Source organism: Amycolatopsis lexingtonensis, from assembly GCF_014873755.1.
Classification (GTDB): Bacteria; Actinomycetota; Actinomycetes; order Mycobacteriales; family Pseudonocardiaceae; genus Amycolatopsis; species Amycolatopsis lexingtonensis.
In genome coordinates, this window is the sequence record NZ_JADBEG010000001.1 from 8,114,045 (window position 1) to 8,129,466 (window position 15,422).

Here is a 15,422-nt window from a genome sequence, read left to right on the forward strand (position 1 = left end):
ACTACTCGCCGCCAGGTAGAGTGTGCCCATGAGCTTCGACGTCGACGCGCTGCTGGCCGAGCTCGACCTGGACGCCAAGGCGAGCCTGCTCGCCGGGCAGGACGTCTGGAGCCTGCCCGCCCTGCCGGACATCGGCCTGGACTCCATCGTTCTCTCCGACGGCCCGGTCGGCGTCCGCGGGGTCCGCTGGAGCCAGGACGACCCCTCCGTGACGCTCCCCAGCCCGACGGCGCTCGCCGCGAGCTGGGACCCGCGGCTCGCCGTGCGCGCCGGGCGCCTGCTCGCGCAGGAAGCCCGCCGCAAGGGTGTGCACGTGCTGCTCGCGCCGACGGTCAACCTCCAGCGCTCACCGCTGGGCGGCCGCCACTTCGAGTGCTACTCGGAAGATCCCCTCCTCACCGGGATGATCGGCGCCGGCTACGTCACCGGCGTGCAGGACGGCGGGGTCGGTGTCACGGTCAAGCACTTCGTCGCCAACGACTTCGAGACCGAACGCTTCACCGCCGACGTCCACGTCGGCGAACGCGCGCTGCGCGAGCTCTACCTCGCGCCCTTCGAACTCATCGTGAGGCGCGCGAAGCCGTGGGGGATCATGGCCGCCTACAACAGCGTCAACGGCACCACGATGACCCAGCACACCGAACTGCTCAACGGCGTGCTGCGCGGCGAATGGGGCTTCGACGGCTTCGTCGTTTCCGACTGGCTGGCCGCGCGCGACACCGTCGCCTCCGCCAACGGCGGCCTTGACGTCGCGATGCCCGGCCCCCGCACGGTTTTCGGCGCGCGGCTCGCCGAAGCCGTTCGTGGCGGCGAAGTCGACGAGAGCGTCGTCGACGACATGGTCCGCCGCGTACTCCTGCTCGCCCACCGGACCGGCGCGCTCGAAGGCAGTCCGGCCGCCCGGCAGTCCGAAATGGACGGTGACGCGATCGCGCGCGAGATCGCGCACCGGTCTTTCGTGTTGCTCAGCAACGAAACCGGCGTGCTGCCGCTCAAGCAGCCGCGGAGCATCGCTCTCATCGGCGCGCTGGCCGAAGATCCGAAGATCCTCGGCGGCGGCAGTGCCACGGTGTTCCCCGCTCACGTCGTCTCCCCTCTCGACGGCCTTCGTAAGGCCGTTCCCCCTGGCACCGAACTGGCTTTCGCCACCGGTGCCGATCCGCGCACGACGCTACCGCCGGCCACCGACAATTTCCGGCTCCGCGCGATCGCCAAAGCCGCCGATGGCACCCGATTGGCTGAATTTCCGCTCCGGGAAGCCAAAATCACGTGGATCGGCGAACTGCCGCCCGGGCTCGACCTCAACACCCTGGCTTCGGTGGAGATCGAAGGCACCTACCTGCCGGAGCGGACCGGCACGCACACCTTCGCCGTCACCGGGCCCGGCGACCTCCGCCTCACCGTCGCCGGCCGGACCCTCTTCGACGGCGTGAACCTGCCGCCCGGCGGGGACGTCTTCACCTCGGTCATGCAGGTGAACGAGCAGCGCCGGGAGATCGACCTGACCGCGGGCGAACTCGTCGACGTCAGCCTGACGTACTGGATCCCGTCGGAGATGGCGGAGTTCGCCAGGGGCAGCTTCGCCTGGGTGACGTTCGCGCTCGGCCACCGCGGCCCGGTCCTGGACCCGGACGCCGCGCTCGAAGAGGCCGTTGCCCTGGCGGCTAAGTCGGACGTCGCGGTCGTCGTGGCCGGCACCACCGCCGAGGTCGAGAGCGAGGGCTTCGACCGGACTTCCCTCGCGCTGCCGGGCCGGCAGGACGAGCTGGTCGCCAGGGTCGCGGCCGTCAACCCGAACACCGTGGTCGTCGTCAACGCCGGTTCCCCGGTCGAGCTGCCGTGGCGCCACGACGTCGCCGCGGTGCTGCTCACCTGGTTCCCCGGCCAGGCCGGCGGCGACGCGCTCGCCGACGTCCTCTTCGGCCGCGAAGAACCCGGCGGCCGCCTGCCGACGACCTGGCCGGCGAAGCTCGAAGACGCGCCCGTCACCGACGTGACTCCCAACGAAGGCGTACTCGAATACGGCGAAGGCGTCCACATCGGCTACAGCGCCTGGGCCCGCTCCGACCGGCCGCCCGCCTACTGGTTCGGCCACGGCCAGGGCTACACGACCTGGGCGTACGAGGAACTCGACGGCTACCCGGACGAGGAAGGTGGCGCCCGCGTCCGGGTCCGCGTGCGCAACACCGGGAAGCGGCGGGGCCGCGAGGTCGTCCAGCTCTACCTGGCCCCGACCGAGCGCGGCGACCGGCCGGACCGCTGGCTCGCGGGGTTCGCCAGCGTCGAAGCGGGGCCCGGCGAAGCGGTCGAGACCGACATCGTCATCACGCCGAGGTCCGCCGAAACCTGGCGGGACGGCTGGCGGCACATCGCGGGCGAGTACGTCCTGGAGGCTTCGCACTCCTACGCCGAGCCGCGGCTGAGCACGCGGATCGTCCTCCAGAAAATCCGTTGACGCGCGGCGAGAAGGCCTCTAAGTTCACGCAGGCACCCATGATCGACGAAAGGAGGTGGGACCGATGATCACGCAACCGATCACGCGCTCCCACCCCGGATCGAGGGTGCCGGGTCTGTAGACCGGGAGCGCGAACTCCTGGAAGGACCTCCATGACCGAACTGGTCGTGCGCCCGCTCGAAGCGGGCGAAGAAACACTCTTCACCTCCCTGCCCGACCGCGGCCTCGTCGGCCGCACGCTGCTCGGCAACGACTTCATCGAGATGGCGAAGCAGGGCGAATACCGGCCCGAATGGACCTGGGTGGCACTGCGCGACGACGTCGTCGTGGCGCGGGCCGCCTGGTGGGCCAAGCCCGGCGACGAGGAACCGATCGCACTGGACTGGTTCGACTTCACCGACTTCGACGCGGGCGTCCACCTGCTGAAGACGGCGCCGCTGCGCGCGGAGTACGCGCTGACCACGCCGCCCACGTGGCAGGACGACCCGGACGTCGCCCACGAAGTGACCACGCGGGTCGAGGCGGCGGAGCGGGCGGGTTACCGCAAGCTCGTCGAGCGCTACCGGTTCTGCTGGACGCCGGAAAACGGCCTCCCCGAAAAGCCGGGCCGGCTCGAGTTCCGGCCCGAGCCGGACGACGACGTCATCCTCGAGGTCTTCAAGCGCGTGCACGTCGGCAGCCTCGACGCGCACGTCCGGAAGACGGTCGAGGAGCACGGGCTCGACGTCGCCGCCCAGGAAGACCTCGACATCATGAAATGGATGCCGGCCCCGCGGGACTGGTGGCGGCTGGCGTACACGCCCGAAGGTGAGCTCGTCGGGCTCAGCCTGCCGACCCGCAACGTCTACGACCCGGTGGTCGGCTACATCGCCGTCGTGCCGGAGCACCGGGGCCACGGCTACGCGTACGACCTGCTGGTCGAGGCCACGCACGAACTGGCCGGGCGCGGCGCCGACCGGATCGTCGCGGGCACCGACGTCGGCAACGTCCCGATGGCCAAGGCCTTCGCGAAGGCGGGCTACCCGGTGACGCAGCACCGCATCGACCTGGTCTGAGGCGGAACTTTCACAGGGAAAGTGCCGCCCGGCACTTTCCCTGTGAAAGAGGCGGCGGTAGCGTCGCTAGAGCGATCTATCAAATCCAGGGGGCTGGGATGGACGTGCTGCGAGAAAAGGGGCTGACGCCGCTCCGCGTGATCCTCGGCTTCTCACTGCTCACGACCACGTTGCACTACGCGCACAACGTCGTCCGGGCGGCGGACTACCCGCCGCTCCCGGGCGTCCCGCTGCTGGTCACGCAGGTCGTGGTCGCCTTCGGCTGGGTGCTGTTCACGGCGTTCGGCTGGCTCGGCTACCGCGCCTACGTGCGCGAAAACCACCCACGGTCGCTGGCGTTCCTGCTGGTCTACTCGCTGTCCGGGGTGGCAAGCGCGGGCCACTTCCTGGTCGGCGAGCTGCACATCCCGGCGTTCTGGTTCGCCACGATCTTCACCGACTCGGCGGCAGCGCTCGCACTGTGGGTGTTCGTAACGTGGGCGTGGGCGGTACTCAACCGGGTGACCCCGCGAGATCAAGTTTCTACACAACATTGACGTTCGTCGGAACCATGTAGACACTCGGGTGAGTGACCACCACCACACCGGTGACCTTCGACCGCCGTCCGGACGAGTACCGCCACTGGCGGCTCCGCGTCGACGGGGAGGTGGCCTGGCTGGAGCTGGACGTCGACGAGCAAGGCGGGCTCGTCCCCGGGTACGAGCTCAAGCTCAACTCCTACGACCTCGGCGTCGACATCGAGCTGTACGACGCCACCCAGCGGCTGCGGTTCGAGCACCCCGAGGTCCGCGTGGTGGTCGTGACGAGCGCCAAGGACAAGGTGTTCTGCGCCGGCGCCAACATCCGCATGCTCGCCGCGTCCGAGCACCACTGGAAGGTGAACTTCTGCAAGTTCACCAACGAGACCCGCAACGGCATGGAGGACGCCACCGCGCACTCCGGCCAGACGTACGTCGCCGCGGTGAACGGGACCTGCGCCGGCGGCGGCTACGAGATCGCGCTGGCCTGCGACAAGATCCTGCTGATCGACGACAACTCCTCGACCGTCGCGCTGCCGGAGGTGCCGCTGCTCGGCGTGCTGCCCGGCACCGGCGGGCTGACCCGCGTCGTCGACAAGCGGCGCGTGCGCAAGGACCTCGCCGACGTCTTCGCCACGCGCCCGGACGGCGTCAAGGGCAAGACCGCGGTCGACTGGCGGCTGGTCGACGAACTGGTCCCGCGCCAGGGATTCCGCGAAGCCGTGGAAAAGCGGGCCCGGGAGATCGCGCGCGAATCCGACCGGACCGGCGAAGGCGGCATCGAGCTGACGCCGCTCGAACATCGCTATGTCGACATCGAAGTGGCCAAGGACCAGGTCACGATCACCGTCAAGGGCCCCGAAAACGACCCTGGTGACCTGCACGAAGAGGGCGCGAACGGCTGGTTCCTCGCGATGACCCGCGAGCTGGACGACGCCATCCTGCGGCTGCGCACCAACGAAGTCGAAGCCGGCACGTGGATCCTGAAGACCCAGGGCGACCCGGAGAAGGTGCTCGCGCACGAACAGGCCGTCTTCGGCGCGAAGGACTGGCTGGGCAACGAGATCACGCACTACTTCAAGCGCACGCTCAAGCGGCTCGACGTCACCAGCCGCACGCTGATCGCGCTGATCGAGCCCGGTAGCTGCTTCGCCGGATCGCTGCTGGAACTCGCGCTCGCCGCCGACCGCCAGTACATCCTCGACGGACCCCCGATCGACGACGAAGACAGCGACGAACGCGCCACGATCCGCCTGTCCGAAGCCAACTTCGGCCCGTTCCCGATGGGCAATGGCCTGACCCGCCTGCAGACGCGCTTCTACGGCGACGAGGACCACCTCGCCTGGCTCGCGCGCGAGAAGAACCACGAGCTGAGCGCGGCCGAAGCCGTCGAACTCGGCCTGGTCACCGACGCCCCGGACGACCTCGACTGGGAGGACGAGATCCGGATCGCGCTCGAAGGCCGCGCGTCGCTGAGCCCGGACGCGCTCACCGGGATGGAGGCCAACCACCGGTTCGTCGGTCCCGAGACCATCGAGACCAAGATCTTCGGCCGGCTGGCGGCTTGGCAGAACTGGATTTTCACCCGGCCCAACGCAGCCGGACCGGAGGGCGCGCTGCGCCGATACGGTACGGGGCAGAAGGCCGTCTTCGACAGGAAGCGGGTCTAGCGCAGATGCCCGAGAAGATCGACTACGACGCCAAGATCCCCAACAACGTCAACCTCTCGGAGGACCGGCGGCTCCAGCGCGCGCTGGAGGGCTGGCAGCCGAAGTTCATGCACTGGTGGGGCGAGATGGGCCCGACGCTGGAGACCCAGGGCGTCTACCTGCGCACCGCCGTCAGTGTCGGGCGCGAGGGCTGGGCGCACTTCGACCACGTCAACGTGCCCGACTACCGCTGGGGCATCTTCCTCGCCGAGCGCGACCCGGACCGGCGGATCGCCTTCGGGGAGCACCAGGGCGAGCCGGTCTGGCAGCAGGTGCCCGGCGAATACCGCGCCGACCTGCAGCGGCTGATCGTCATCCAGGGCGACACCGAACCCGCGTCGGTCGAGCAGCAGAAGCTCCTCGGGCTGACCGCGCCGAGCCTCTACGACCTGCGCAACCTGTTCCAGGTCAACGTCGAAGAGGGCAGGCACCTGTGGGCGATGGTGTACCTGCTGCACGCCTACTTCGGCCGCGAAGGCCGCGACGAGGCCGAAGGGCTGCTGCTGCGCAACTCCGGCAGCCCGGACGCGCCCCGCATCCTCGGCGCGTTCAACGAGGAGACCGCCGACTGGCTGGCCTTCTACATGTTCACCTACTTCACCGACCGGGACGGGAAGTACCAGCTCGGCACGCTCAAGGAGTCCTCCTTCGACCCGCTCTCGCGCACCTGCGAGTTCATGCTGAAGGAGGAAGCGCACCACATGATGGTCGGCACCACCGGCGTCGACCGCGTGGTGACCCGCAGCGCCGAGCTGATCCGCGAGCACGACACGCTCGACATCGGCCCGCACGGCGGAATCCCGCTGGAGCTGATCCAGAAGTACATCAACTTCCACTACACCGTTTCGCTCGACCTGTTCGGCAGCGAGACGTCGACGAACGCGGCGAACTACTACACCGCCGGGCTCAAGGGCCGCTGGCAGGAGACCCGCCGCCGCGACGACCACAAGCTCACCGACGACGCCCGCACGCTGGAGAGGCCGGCCGCCGACGGTACCTGGACGACCGAGGAGCTGCAGGCGATCCTGCTGCTCAACCTCGACCTGCGCAGCGAGTACGTGGCCGACTGCCAGACCGGCGTGAAGCGCTGGAACAAGATCCTCTCCGACGCCGGCATCGACTTCGCGTTCCGCCTGCCGCACCCTGGCTTCAACCGCGAAGTCGGCATAAACTCCGGCCACCACGTCACTCCCGACGGCACCATCGTCGACGAGGCGACCTGGGAGGCCGGCAAACGCAAGTGGCTGCCCACCACCGAGGACCTGACGTTCGTCCGCTCGCTGATGCACCCGGTGTACGAGCGGGGGAAGATCGCGAGCTGGGTCGCGCCACCGCGGCAGGGCATCAACGGGAAGCCCTTCGACTACGAGTACGTGTACCTCACGTAGGAGGTCTGGTGGCGACAGCGTTCAACGCGGCGGAGTACCTGCTCTCGGCCGGGCACCCGGACGCGACCGCGGTCGTGTCGCCCCGCCGTTCGCTGACCTACGCCGAGCTGGCGGCGGAGTCCCGCCGGGTCGCCGCCGGGCTCGTGGAGCTGGGCGTCCGGCCCGAAGAGCGGGTCATGTTCTGCATGGTCGACGACGTCGAGCTGCTCACCGGCATCCTCGGCGCGATGCTGGCCGGCGCGGTCGCGGTGCCGGTGTCCACCATGGTCACCGGGCTCGAGCTGGGCAAGGTGCTGGCCGACTCGCGGGCCCGCGTGCTCGGCGTGTCCGGGGAGTTCGCCGAGCAGGCCGCCACCGCGCTCGGCTTCGCCCCCGAGGTCACCGACGTGCTGCTCGACCGGGCCGACGCGGCGGAGTTCGGCGTCCGGACGCACGAGTGGGCGTCACTGGGCGGGACGTTCCGAAGTGGACGGACGTGGGAGGACTCGCCCGCGCTGTGGCTGTACACGTCGGGGACGACCGGGCAGCCGAAGGGCGCGATGCACCGGCACGCGAGCATCCGCGCGGTCTGCGAGACGTACGCCCGTTCGGTGCTGGCGACCACGCCTTCGGACCGGTTCCTGTCCGTGCCGAAGCTCTTCTTCGCCTACGGGCTGGGCAATTCCTGCTTCTTCCCGCTCGGCGCGGGCGGCACCGTGCTGCTCGAGCCCTCGCGGCCGACGCCCGCGCTGTTCGCCCGGCGCGCGCGTGAGGAGCGGCCTTCGCTGTTCTTCGCGGTGCCGACGTTCTACGCGGCGCTGCTCGCCAGCGACGTCCCGGACGACTCGTTCACGTCGGTGCGGCAGGCGGTTTCGGCCGGGGAACCGCTGCCCGCGTCGCTGTTCGAACGGTTCCGCGCCCGCTTCGGGCTGGAGATCCTCGACGGCATCGGGTCGACCGAGGCCCTGCACATCTTCCTGTCGAACCAGCCCGGTTCGGTGCGGCCGGGCAGCACCGGCGTCGCCGTGCCCGGGTACTCCCTGCAGATCCGCGACGAAGCCGGCGCGGTGATCGACGCCGCCGGCAAGCCCGGCGAGCTGTTCGTCGCCGGGCCGTCGACGGCGACCGGCTACTGGGCCCGCTACGACGCGACCAAGCTCGTCTTCCAAGGCGAGTGGCTGCGGACCGGCGACAGCTACGTCCGCAATGAGGACGGCACGTACACCTGCCTCGGCCGGTTCGGCGACATGCTGAAGGCGGGCGGGATCTGGGTGTCACCGTCCGAAGTGGAGGAACGGCTGCGGCAGCACCCGGCGGTGGCCGAGGTCGCCGTCGTCGCCGCGCCGGACGCCGACGGCCTCGACAAGCCGGTCGCGTGCGTGGTGGCCGCGCCCGGCTTCGCGGTGGACCCGGGGGAGCTGATCGAGTTCTGCCGCGAGGGGCTCGCGGCGTTCAAGCGGCCGCGCGGGGTGGTCGAGCTGGCCGAGCTGCCGAAGACGGCGACCGGCAAGATCCGCCGCAACGTGATCCGCGAGCAGGTCCGCGACGTGCTGCGGGTGGTGCCCAGTCCGTGATCGACGGGTACTTCGTGGTGGACGCGCACGTCCACACGCCGCGGCTGCCGACGCTGAAACCCGCCTGGCTGCAGTGGGCGCACGATTTCGCGGGCTCGTACCCGTGGCGTTCGGTGTACGACGCCGAAGGGACGGTGATCCCGTCGGCGATGGACGAATTGATGGACTCCGAAGGCGTCGACCGGGTGCTGCTGTTCTGCGAGTACAGCCCGCGGGCCACCGGGATCCAGCCCATCGAGGACAACCTGCCGCTGGTCGAGCACAACCCCACGCGGTTCCGGCTGGTGGCCAACGTCAACCCGTACCTGCACCATCCGGCCGCGGCGGAGGTCGAGCGGCAGCTGGACCTGGGCGCGGTGGCGCTGAAGATCCACCCGGTGCACGGCGCGTTTTCCCCGGCGGAGAAGGAGCTTTACCCGGTCTACCAGCTGTGTGCCGAGCGCGGTGTGCCGGTGATCTTCCACTCCGGGACGTCGAGCTTCCCGGGTTCCCGCGCCAGTTTCGGGAACCCGGAGCTGCTGTCCGATGTGGTCGAGGACTTCCCTTCGCTGCAGTTCGTCTTCGCCCACGGCGGCCGCGGGTGGTGGTACGACGTGGCCGCGTTCCTGGCCCTGGCCCGCGACAACGTCTGGCTCGACCTCGCCGGGCTGCCGCCGAAGAAGCTGAAGGAGTACTACCAGCGCTTCGACTTCACCCGGCTCGCCGGGAAGTTCGTCTTCGGGACGGACTGGCCCGGCGTGCCGTCGGTGGCGAAGAACGTGCGGACGCTGATCGGCCTCGGCCTGCCGGAGGACGTGCTGACCGGAGTCCTGTCGGGCAACGCGGTCAAGCTGATGCCGGGCCTAGCCTAGAACCTGGTGCAGGCACAGCACGTTGCCTTCGGAGTCGTTGAACCACGCCGCCCGCTCGTTGCCCAGCTCCGCGATGTGGGCCACGGTCTTCAGGCCTTCCATCTCGAAGTCCTGGAACCGCACCCCGCGGCTCTCCAGTGCCTTGATCTCGCTTTCCAGGTCGGTGACCTCGAAGCTCAGCGCCGTGCTCTCGCTCTGCGCGCCCGCCGGCATGGCGCGGAGGCCGATCGAGCCCGCGCCCGCCTCGAAGTACAGCGTTCCGTCTTCGCCCTTCCCCGACTGCTTCAAGCCGAGGGAGTCCGCGTAGAAGTGGCCGGCGCGTTCGCTGTCGGTCACCGGGAGCATCGTCGTGATCGTCGATTCGGTCAGCATGGGTCCATGGTGCGCCCCCGGACGCACCGCCGTGACCTCGACTTTTTCAACGATCGGTGTTGAACGCTCGCAGTGTCCGCATCGCTTCCGCCAGTGCCGGCGCGTCGTCACCGAGCGGGGTCAGCACGATCCGGCGCAGGATGTCCGCGGCCGCCTCACGGGCCTTGTTCGCCACTTCGAGGCCGTGCTCGGTCAGGGATGCGAAGGTGACGCGGCGGTCGTCCGGGCTCGGGATCCGGCAGATCAGGTCCGCCGCCACCAGCCGGTCGGCCACCTTCGTGAAGCCGCCACTGGACAGCGCCGCTTCGGTCGCCAGCTTCGTCATCGGCATCCGGTGCTCGGGCGAGCGGACCAGCCGCACCAGGATGTCGAACGACGCGGGCGCGAGCCCGAACCGGTCGGCGATCTCGCCCATCAGCTTGTCCTGCGTGGCCAGGTAGCCCTCGATCACCAGGCCCCACCAGGTGACGATCTCGTCGTCGTCGGTCGCTTCCACGGAGCCCACCTTACCTCGCTGGAATATATCTTGCGCGCGAGAGGTTATCGGGATACCTTGAGCCCAGGAGGCAACCATGTCGATCAAGACGTCCGGCCTGCACCACGTGACGGCCATCGGCGGCGACCCGCAGCGCAACGCCGACTTCTACCTGCGGACCCTCGGTCTGCGGCTGGTCAAGACGACGGTCAACTTCGACGACCCGGGCACCTACCACCTCTACTACGGCGACAGCTCGGGCAAGCCCGGCTCGCTGATGACGTTCTTCCCGTGGCCCGACGCGCCGAGCGGCCGCCACGGCACCGGCCAGGCGACGACCACGTCGTTCTCCGTGCCCGAAGCCTCGATCGGCTGGTGGAAGCAGCACCTTGCCGCGCAGCAGATCGAGACCGGCGAGGTCCGCACCGCCGACGGCGAGGACACGCTGACCTTCCGCGACCCCGACGGCCTGAAACTCGCCCTGGTCGCGCACCCGCAGGGCGACCCGCGCGACCCGTGGGACACCGAACTCGTCCCGGCCGAGCACGCCATCCGCGGCCTGCACTCGGTGACGCTCTCGGTGACCCAGGAGGACGCCACCGCGGGCATGCTCACCGACGGGCTCGGCCTCAGCTTCGCCAGTCAGGACAGCAATCGCTTGCGCTTCGCGGCCGGCGAGGGCGGGCCGGGCGCGCTGGTCGACGTCCTCGTGACGCCGGACGCGCCGCGCGGGCTGGTCGCCGCGGGCACCGTGCACCACGTCGCCTGGCGCGCGCCCGACGAAGAAACCCAGAAGACCTGGCGCGAGGAGCTGGTCGACCAGGGCGTGCACGTGACGTCCATTTTGGACCGGCAGTACTTCCGCTCGATCTACTTCCGCGAGCCGGGTGGGACGCTGCTGGAGGTCGCCACCGACGAACCGGGCTTCGCGATCGACGAGCCGCTGCTGGAGCTCGGCCGCGCGCTCAAGCTGCCGCCGTGGCTGGAGCCGCGCCGCGAGGAGATCCAGCACATGCTGCCCAAGCTGAACCTCCCCGCCGAAAACAACCCGGAGCTGTGATGACCCTGCGGCACAAGTTCGTCGAAGGCGCGCCGGACGCGCCGGTGCTGCTCCTGCTGCACGGCACCGGCGGCGGCCCGGACGACCTGCTCGGCCTGGCGCGCGAGCTCAGCCCGGACTCCGCGGTGCTGGCCCCGGCCGGCCCGGTGTCGGAGCACGGCGCCGCGCGCTGGTTCCGGCGGCTGGCCGAGGGCGTGTTCGACCACGAAGACGTCGTCAAGCGAGCGAATGAGCTTGCCGACTTCGTGCTCGAAGCCCGCGAGGAGTACGGGTTCGGTGGCCGGCGCGTGGTCGCGGTGGGCTTTTCGAACGGGGCCAACATCGCGGCCGCGGTCGTCCTGCTGCGGCCCGAAGTCGTGCGCGAGGCCGCGCTGTTCGCGTCGATGTCACCGGTCCCGGAGCCTCCGGCGCACGATCTCAGCGGCGCCCGCGTCTTCCTGGCCAACGGCGAAAACGACGCCATGGCGCCATTGGCGTCGACCGAGGAGCTGATCCGGCTGCTGCGCGAGCGCGGTGCCGACGTCGTCACGCAGCGCCATCCCGGTGGGCATCAGATCACTGTGGACGGTGTCCGCGCCGCGGCCGAGTGGATCAAGCTCTAGCGTTTGTACGGGGCGTATACCGGTGCGTCCTACGATCGGGCGATGACTAACGAGGCACTACAGCGTGCCGGCAAACTGCTGGACGCGGCCATCCTGGCCGACGGGCACAACGACCTGCCGTGGGAGCTGCGGCAGCACGGCGGCCCGAACCCGGTCGAGGCGGCCGCGTCGCTGGACCTGACCGTCCGGCAGCCGGCCCTGCACACCGACTTCCCGAAGCTCGCCGACGGGAAGCTCGGCATGCAGTTCTGGTCGGTCTACGTGCCGTGTGAGTTCGAAGGCCACAGCGCCGTGACCGCCGTCCTCGAGCAGATCGAGGTCGTCCACCAGCTCGCCGAGCGCTACCCCGACCGGCTCCGGCTGGTCGACACCGCCGACGAAGCCGAAGCCGCGTTCGCCGACGGCCGGATCGCGTCGCTGCTCGGCGCCGAGGGCGGGCACAGCATCGCCGAGTCGCTCGGCGTGCTGCGGATCCTGCGCCGTCTCGGCGTCCGCTACATGACGCTGACGCACAACTTCAACACCACGTGGGCCGACTCCGGCACCGACGAGCCGGCCCACGGCGGGCTCACCGAGTTCGGCCGCGACGTCGTGCGCGAGATGAACAAGATCGGGATGATGGTCGACCTCTCCCACGTCGCGCCGTCGACGATGCGGGCGGCGATGGAGGTCAGCTCGGTCCCGGTGATCTTCAGCCACTCCTCGTGCATCGCGGTCAACGACCACCCGCGCAACATCCCCGACGACGTCCTGGCCAAGCTGCCCGGCAACGGCGGCGTCGCGATGGTCACCTTCGTGCCGGCGTTCATCTCGCCGAAGGTCGCGGCCTGGGACCAGGAGCTGAAGGCCGCCATGGAGGCCGCGGGCCGGGAGTACCGGAACCTCGCCCAGCGCGGCGAGTTCGTGAAGGAGTGGGACGGCCCGGTCAAGCCGAAGGCCACCGTCGGCGACGTCGTCGCGCACATCGAGCACGCCCGCGAGGTGGCCGGCGTCGACCACATCGGCCTCGGGGGCGACTACGACGGCGTCGGCACGCTGCCCGAGGGGCTGGAGGACACCTCCAAGTACCCGGTGTTGTTCGCCGCGCTGCTCGAGCGCGGGTGGAGCGAAGAAGACTGCGCGAAGCTGGCCGGCAAGAACACCCTCCGCGTCCTCCGGGAGGTTGACGGCTTCGCCCGTTAGGGGGTTTGACACGGCGCTCCCCGCGTGCCGGGCGGACACTGGGCACATGACGCACGCGCGCGGGGACGCGGCCGACCGCCCCACCGGTTCCGCACACCACGACCTGCCCGAGGGCGCACTGGAACCCGCCGAGCTGCGGGCCGGCGACGTCCGGCCCGGCGAGGAGGAGGTCACGCCGGTGCGCCCGGCGCCGGCCAAACCGGCGGGCAAGGCCCGGCCGACGCGGATCAGCGGCACCTGGGTCGCGGTCATCGCCGGCCTGGTCGTGCTGGTCGTGCTGCTGGTCTTCATCCTGCAGAACCTCGACCCGGCGACGGTGCGGTTCTTCGGCGCCGAAGGCAGCCTGCCGCTGGCCATCGCGATGCTGTTCTCGGCTATCGGCGGCGCGGTGCTGGTCGCGCTGATCGGCGGCGCCCGGATCCTGCAGCTGCGGAAGCAGGCCCGGCGCCGCTGACCCGCACTTTCACGTGAAAGTGCCGCCCCCAGGTGGGAGCTTTCACGTGAAAGCTACGGTCAGACGATGATCGAGGTCATCCCGAGGACGACGGCGCAAACGTTTTCGTCGCCGGTCGTGCGGACGCGGGCGAGGTCGGCGGCGTTGCGGGTGCAGAGCCGCCAGAGCGTGTCCAGGTCCGTCGTCACCGTGGCCAGCGGGGTGCGCGACGGCGGTGCGCCGCGGTCCAGGACCCAGCCGTCGCGCTCGCGGCGGGCGTACCACTTGCCGGCGCCGGTGACGGTGTAGCCGACCTGCTTGCCGACGCGCGCGTCGACGTCGCGCAGGGTGTGTGGCAGCGCGCGGACGAACGTGTCGGCGATCGGCTCGGCGTACTCCGCCTCCAGCGGCGTGTGCTCCAGCGCTTCGCGCAGCTGCACGTGGTGGACCCAGAACTCCGAGTAGTCTCGGGCCGCGTCGAGCCAGCGCGGCGCGGGCTCGACGCCGGCCCAGCTCACCGGGTCGCCGTCGGCGTCGAGGTCCAGCTTCGCCCAGTACTCGGTCGTCTGGCCCATGAACTCGTACATCATCGTGAGCAGCACGTCCGTCGAGAGGCGGCGGCACGCGACGACCCACTCCTCGTTGATCCGGTCGATGAAGCGGGGGAAGGACTCACCCGCGCGGGGGGCTTCGGCGGCGTGCCCGTCGCGGCTTCGGGACAGCCGGCCGACCTTGCCGCCCAGCAGGTGGGCGGCGATGTCCTTGACCGTCCAGCCCGCGCACATCGTCGGCCGCGTCCAGTCTTCCTGGGTCAGCGCGCCGAGCAGGGTCATCAGCGCCTGCTCTTCCTTCGAGAAGTACGGGAGGACGTCGATCGGCGGACCCCAGCGCGTCGGACTCATGTGGGCATCCAAACACCTCCATTCGGCCTACCCGCAGGTAGCATCACCCCGTACGCAGAGGGGAGTGGGCTCGTGAACGCAGAGCGACCGAACGGCCGGGGTACCGGTGACGAGGTGGCCGACCTGGCCCGCCGCGCCGGTCAGCTGGCCGGCTGGGCCGCGCGCACCGGGTTCGCGCTCGGGCGCAAGCTCCCCGGGGTGGAGACCGCCGAACGCGGGGTCCGGCAGGTGGAGCGGCAGGTGCTGACCGAGCTGCGCCGCCGGCTCGACCAGGTCGACGACCCGTACCACGCGGCGCTGACCGCGGCGTCGGCGATGAACCGCCCCTCGGTGCCCGGGTCGGTCGAAGCCACCGTGACGATCGTGCCCGCGCGCGACAACGCCGTCGAGCCGCTGCGCGCCGCGATGGCCGAGCTGCTCAACCACTCCATCGGCTTCGGCCGCGACCGCGCCCGCGAATACTTCTACGCGATCATCCTGCGCCAGCTGACGCCGGACGAGGCCCGCATCCTCTCCGCGCTCTCGGACGGCTCGCCGTTCCCCGCGGTCGACGTCGTCGAGCGGACCGGCATCGGCGGCACGGGCCGGGTCGCGCTGCGCAACGCGTCGACGGTCGGCAAGGCGGCCGGGGTGTCGCTGCCCGACCAGGTCCCCGGCTACGTGACGCGGCTGATCGGGCTGGGCCTGGTCGACCTCGACGAAGAGGTGCCGTCGCTGGAGACGCAGTACGAGATCCTGCTGACCGACGAGACCGTGCGCGACGCCGAGAAGCACGTCAAGCGCGCGAAGTACGTCCGGCGGACGATCCACATCTCGCGCCTGGGCGCGCAGTTCTGGCAAGCCTGCGACCCGAGCCTCGGCTGACCG

At 70.2% G+C, this 15,422-nt stretch carries 15 protein-coding genes; 12 read left to right on the forward strand and 3 right to left on the reverse strand.

Features of this window, described 5'->3' with window-relative positions:
* The first annotated feature begins 28 nt into the window (after positions 1-28).
* From H4696_RS37670 to H4696_RS37700, 7 genes are all read left to right on the forward strand, one after another.
* The gene (locus tag H4696_RS37670) at positions 29-2,455 is read left to right on the forward strand and encodes a beta-glucosidase H (protein ID WP_086858909.1); all 2,427 of its coding nucleotides are present in this window, start codon (positions 29-31) and stop codon (positions 2,453-2,455) included.
* A 152-nt stretch (positions 2,456-2,607) separates the two neighbouring features.
* On the forward strand, positions 2,608-3,510 hold the full coding sequence (locus H4696_RS37675; protein ID WP_086858910.1) for a GNAT family N-acetyltransferase: 903 nt from the start codon (positions 2,608-2,610) through the stop codon (positions 3,508-3,510).
* A gap of 98 nt (positions 3,511-3,608) precedes the next feature.
* A complete protein-coding gene (locus H4696_RS37680; RefSeq protein ID WP_086858911.1) occupies positions 3,609-4,046 on the forward strand; it encodes a hypothetical protein in 438 nt (145 codons plus the stop codon).
* 32 nt (positions 4,047-4,078) lie between these two features.
* The gene (gene boxC, locus H4696_RS37685) at positions 4,079-5,698 is read left to right on the forward strand and encodes a 2,3-epoxybenzoyl-CoA dihydrolase (RefSeq protein WP_086858912.1); all 1,620 of its coding nucleotides are present in this window, start codon (positions 4,079-4,081) and stop codon (positions 5,696-5,698) included.
* A 5-nt stretch (positions 5,699-5,703) separates the two neighbouring features.
* Positions 5,704-7,125 (forward strand): benzoyl-CoA 2,3-epoxidase subunit BoxB, encoded by a 1,422-nt coding sequence (gene boxB / locus H4696_RS37690; protein WP_086858913.1) that lies wholly within the window; start codon positions 5,704-5,706, stop codon positions 7,123-7,125.
* A gap of 8 nt (positions 7,126-7,133) precedes the next feature.
* A complete protein-coding gene (locus H4696_RS37695; RefSeq protein WP_086858914.1) occupies positions 7,134-8,678 on the forward strand; it encodes a benzoate-CoA ligase family protein in 1,545 nt (514 codons plus the stop codon).
* On the forward strand, positions 8,675-9,529 hold the full coding sequence (locus H4696_RS37700; protein WP_086858915.1) for an amidohydrolase family protein: 855 nt from the start codon (positions 8,675-8,677) through the stop codon (positions 9,527-9,529). The genes H4696_RS37695 and H4696_RS37700 overlap by 4 nt, the downstream gene beginning before the upstream one ends.
* Here the strand turns inward: H4696_RS37700 and H4696_RS37705 are convergent.
* A complete protein-coding gene (locus H4696_RS37705) occupies positions 9,521-9,901 on the reverse strand; it encodes a VOC family protein (protein ID WP_086858916.1) in 381 nt (126 codons plus the stop codon). The genes H4696_RS37700 and H4696_RS37705 overlap by 9 nt on opposite strands.
* 46 nt (positions 9,902-9,947) lie before the next feature.
* Positions 9,948-10,397, reverse strand: a complete 450-nt coding sequence (locus H4696_RS37710) for a MarR family winged helix-turn-helix transcriptional regulator (RefSeq protein ID WP_086858929.1) — start codon at positions 10,395-10,397, stop codon at positions 9,948-9,950.
* A gap of 76 nt (positions 10,398-10,473) precedes the next feature.
* On the opposite strand from H4696_RS37710, the gene H4696_RS37715 reads away from it, so the two are divergent.
* Genes H4696_RS37715 through H4696_RS37730 form a run of 4 tightly spaced genes read left to right on the forward strand, consistent with a single transcriptional unit; the run spans position 10,474 to position 13,674 of the window.
* Positions 10,474-11,436 (forward strand): ring-cleaving dioxygenase, encoded by a 963-nt coding sequence (locus tag H4696_RS37715; RefSeq protein ID WP_086858917.1) that lies wholly within the window; start codon positions 10,474-10,476, stop codon positions 11,434-11,436.
* Positions 11,436-12,038, forward strand: a complete 603-nt coding sequence (locus H4696_RS37720; protein ID WP_086858918.1) for an alpha/beta hydrolase — start codon at positions 11,436-11,438, stop codon at positions 12,036-12,038. Before H4696_RS37715 ends, H4696_RS37720 begins: the two co-directional genes overlap by 1 nt.
* A 42-nt stretch (positions 12,039-12,080) precedes the next feature.
* Positions 12,081-13,220: a dipeptidase gene (locus tag H4696_RS37725; protein ID WP_086858919.1), complete on the forward strand. Its 1,140-nt coding sequence runs from the start codon at positions 12,081-12,083 to the stop codon at positions 13,218-13,220.
* Between the two features lie 46 nt (positions 13,221-13,266).
* Entirely contained in the window at positions 13,267-13,674 is a 408-nt protein-coding gene (locus H4696_RS37730) for a LapA family protein (protein ID WP_086858920.1), read from the forward strand.
* Between the two features lie 59 nt (positions 13,675-13,733).
* On the opposite strand, the gene H4696_RS37735 is transcribed toward H4696_RS37730, so the two are convergent.
* On the reverse strand, positions 13,734-14,555 hold the full coding sequence (locus H4696_RS37735) for a maleylpyruvate isomerase family mycothiol-dependent enzyme (protein WP_086858921.1): 822 nt from the start codon (positions 14,553-14,555) through the stop codon (positions 13,734-13,736).
* Between the two features lie 72 nt (positions 14,556-14,627).
* On the opposite strand from H4696_RS37735, the gene H4696_RS37740 reads away from it, so the two are divergent.
* On the forward strand, positions 14,628-15,419 hold the full coding sequence (locus H4696_RS37740; protein WP_086858922.1) for an Abi-alpha family protein: 792 nt from the start codon (positions 14,628-14,630) through the stop codon (positions 15,417-15,419).
* Positions 15,420-15,422 lie beyond the last annotated feature (3 nt).

What these genes read in the sequence shown, in the direction of transcription:
- H4696_RS37670 (WP_086858909.1), top strand. Translation starts at nt 29, where the DNA reads ATGAGCTTCGACGTCGACGCGCTGCTGGCCGAGCTCGACCTGGACGCC.
- H4696_RS37675 (WP_086858910.1), top strand. Translation starts at nt 2,608, where the DNA reads ATGACCGAACTGGTCGTGCGCCCGCTCGAAGCGGGCGAAGAAACACTC.
- H4696_RS37680 (WP_086858911.1), top strand. Translation starts at nt 3,609, where the DNA reads ATGGACGTGCTGCGAGAAAAGGGGCTGACGCCGCTCCGCGTGATCCTC.
- boxB (WP_086858913.1), top strand. Translation starts at nt 5,704, where the DNA reads ATGCCCGAGAAGATCGACTACGACGCCAAGATCCCCAACAACGTCAAC.
- H4696_RS37705 (WP_086858916.1), bottom strand. Translation starts at nt 9,901, where the DNA reads ATGCTGACCGAATCGACGATCACGACGATGCTCCCGGTGACCGACAGC.
- H4696_RS37715 (WP_086858917.1), top strand. Translation starts at nt 10,474, where the DNA reads ATGTCGATCAAGACGTCCGGCCTGCACCACGTGACGGCCATCGGCGGC.
- H4696_RS37720 (WP_086858918.1), top strand. Translation starts at nt 11,436, where the DNA reads ATGACCCTGCGGCACAAGTTCGTCGAAGGCGCGCCGGACGCGCCGGTG.
- H4696_RS37725 (WP_086858919.1), top strand. Translation starts at nt 12,081, where the DNA reads ATGACTAACGAGGCACTACAGCGTGCCGGCAAACTGCTGGACGCGGCC.
- H4696_RS37730 (WP_086858920.1), top strand. Translation starts at nt 13,267, where the DNA reads ATGACGCACGCGCGCGGGGACGCGGCCGACCGCCCCACCGGTTCCGCA.
- H4696_RS37735 (WP_086858921.1), bottom strand. Translation starts at nt 14,555, where the DNA reads ATGAGTCCGACGCGCTGGGGTCCGCCGATCGACGTCCTCCCGTACTTC.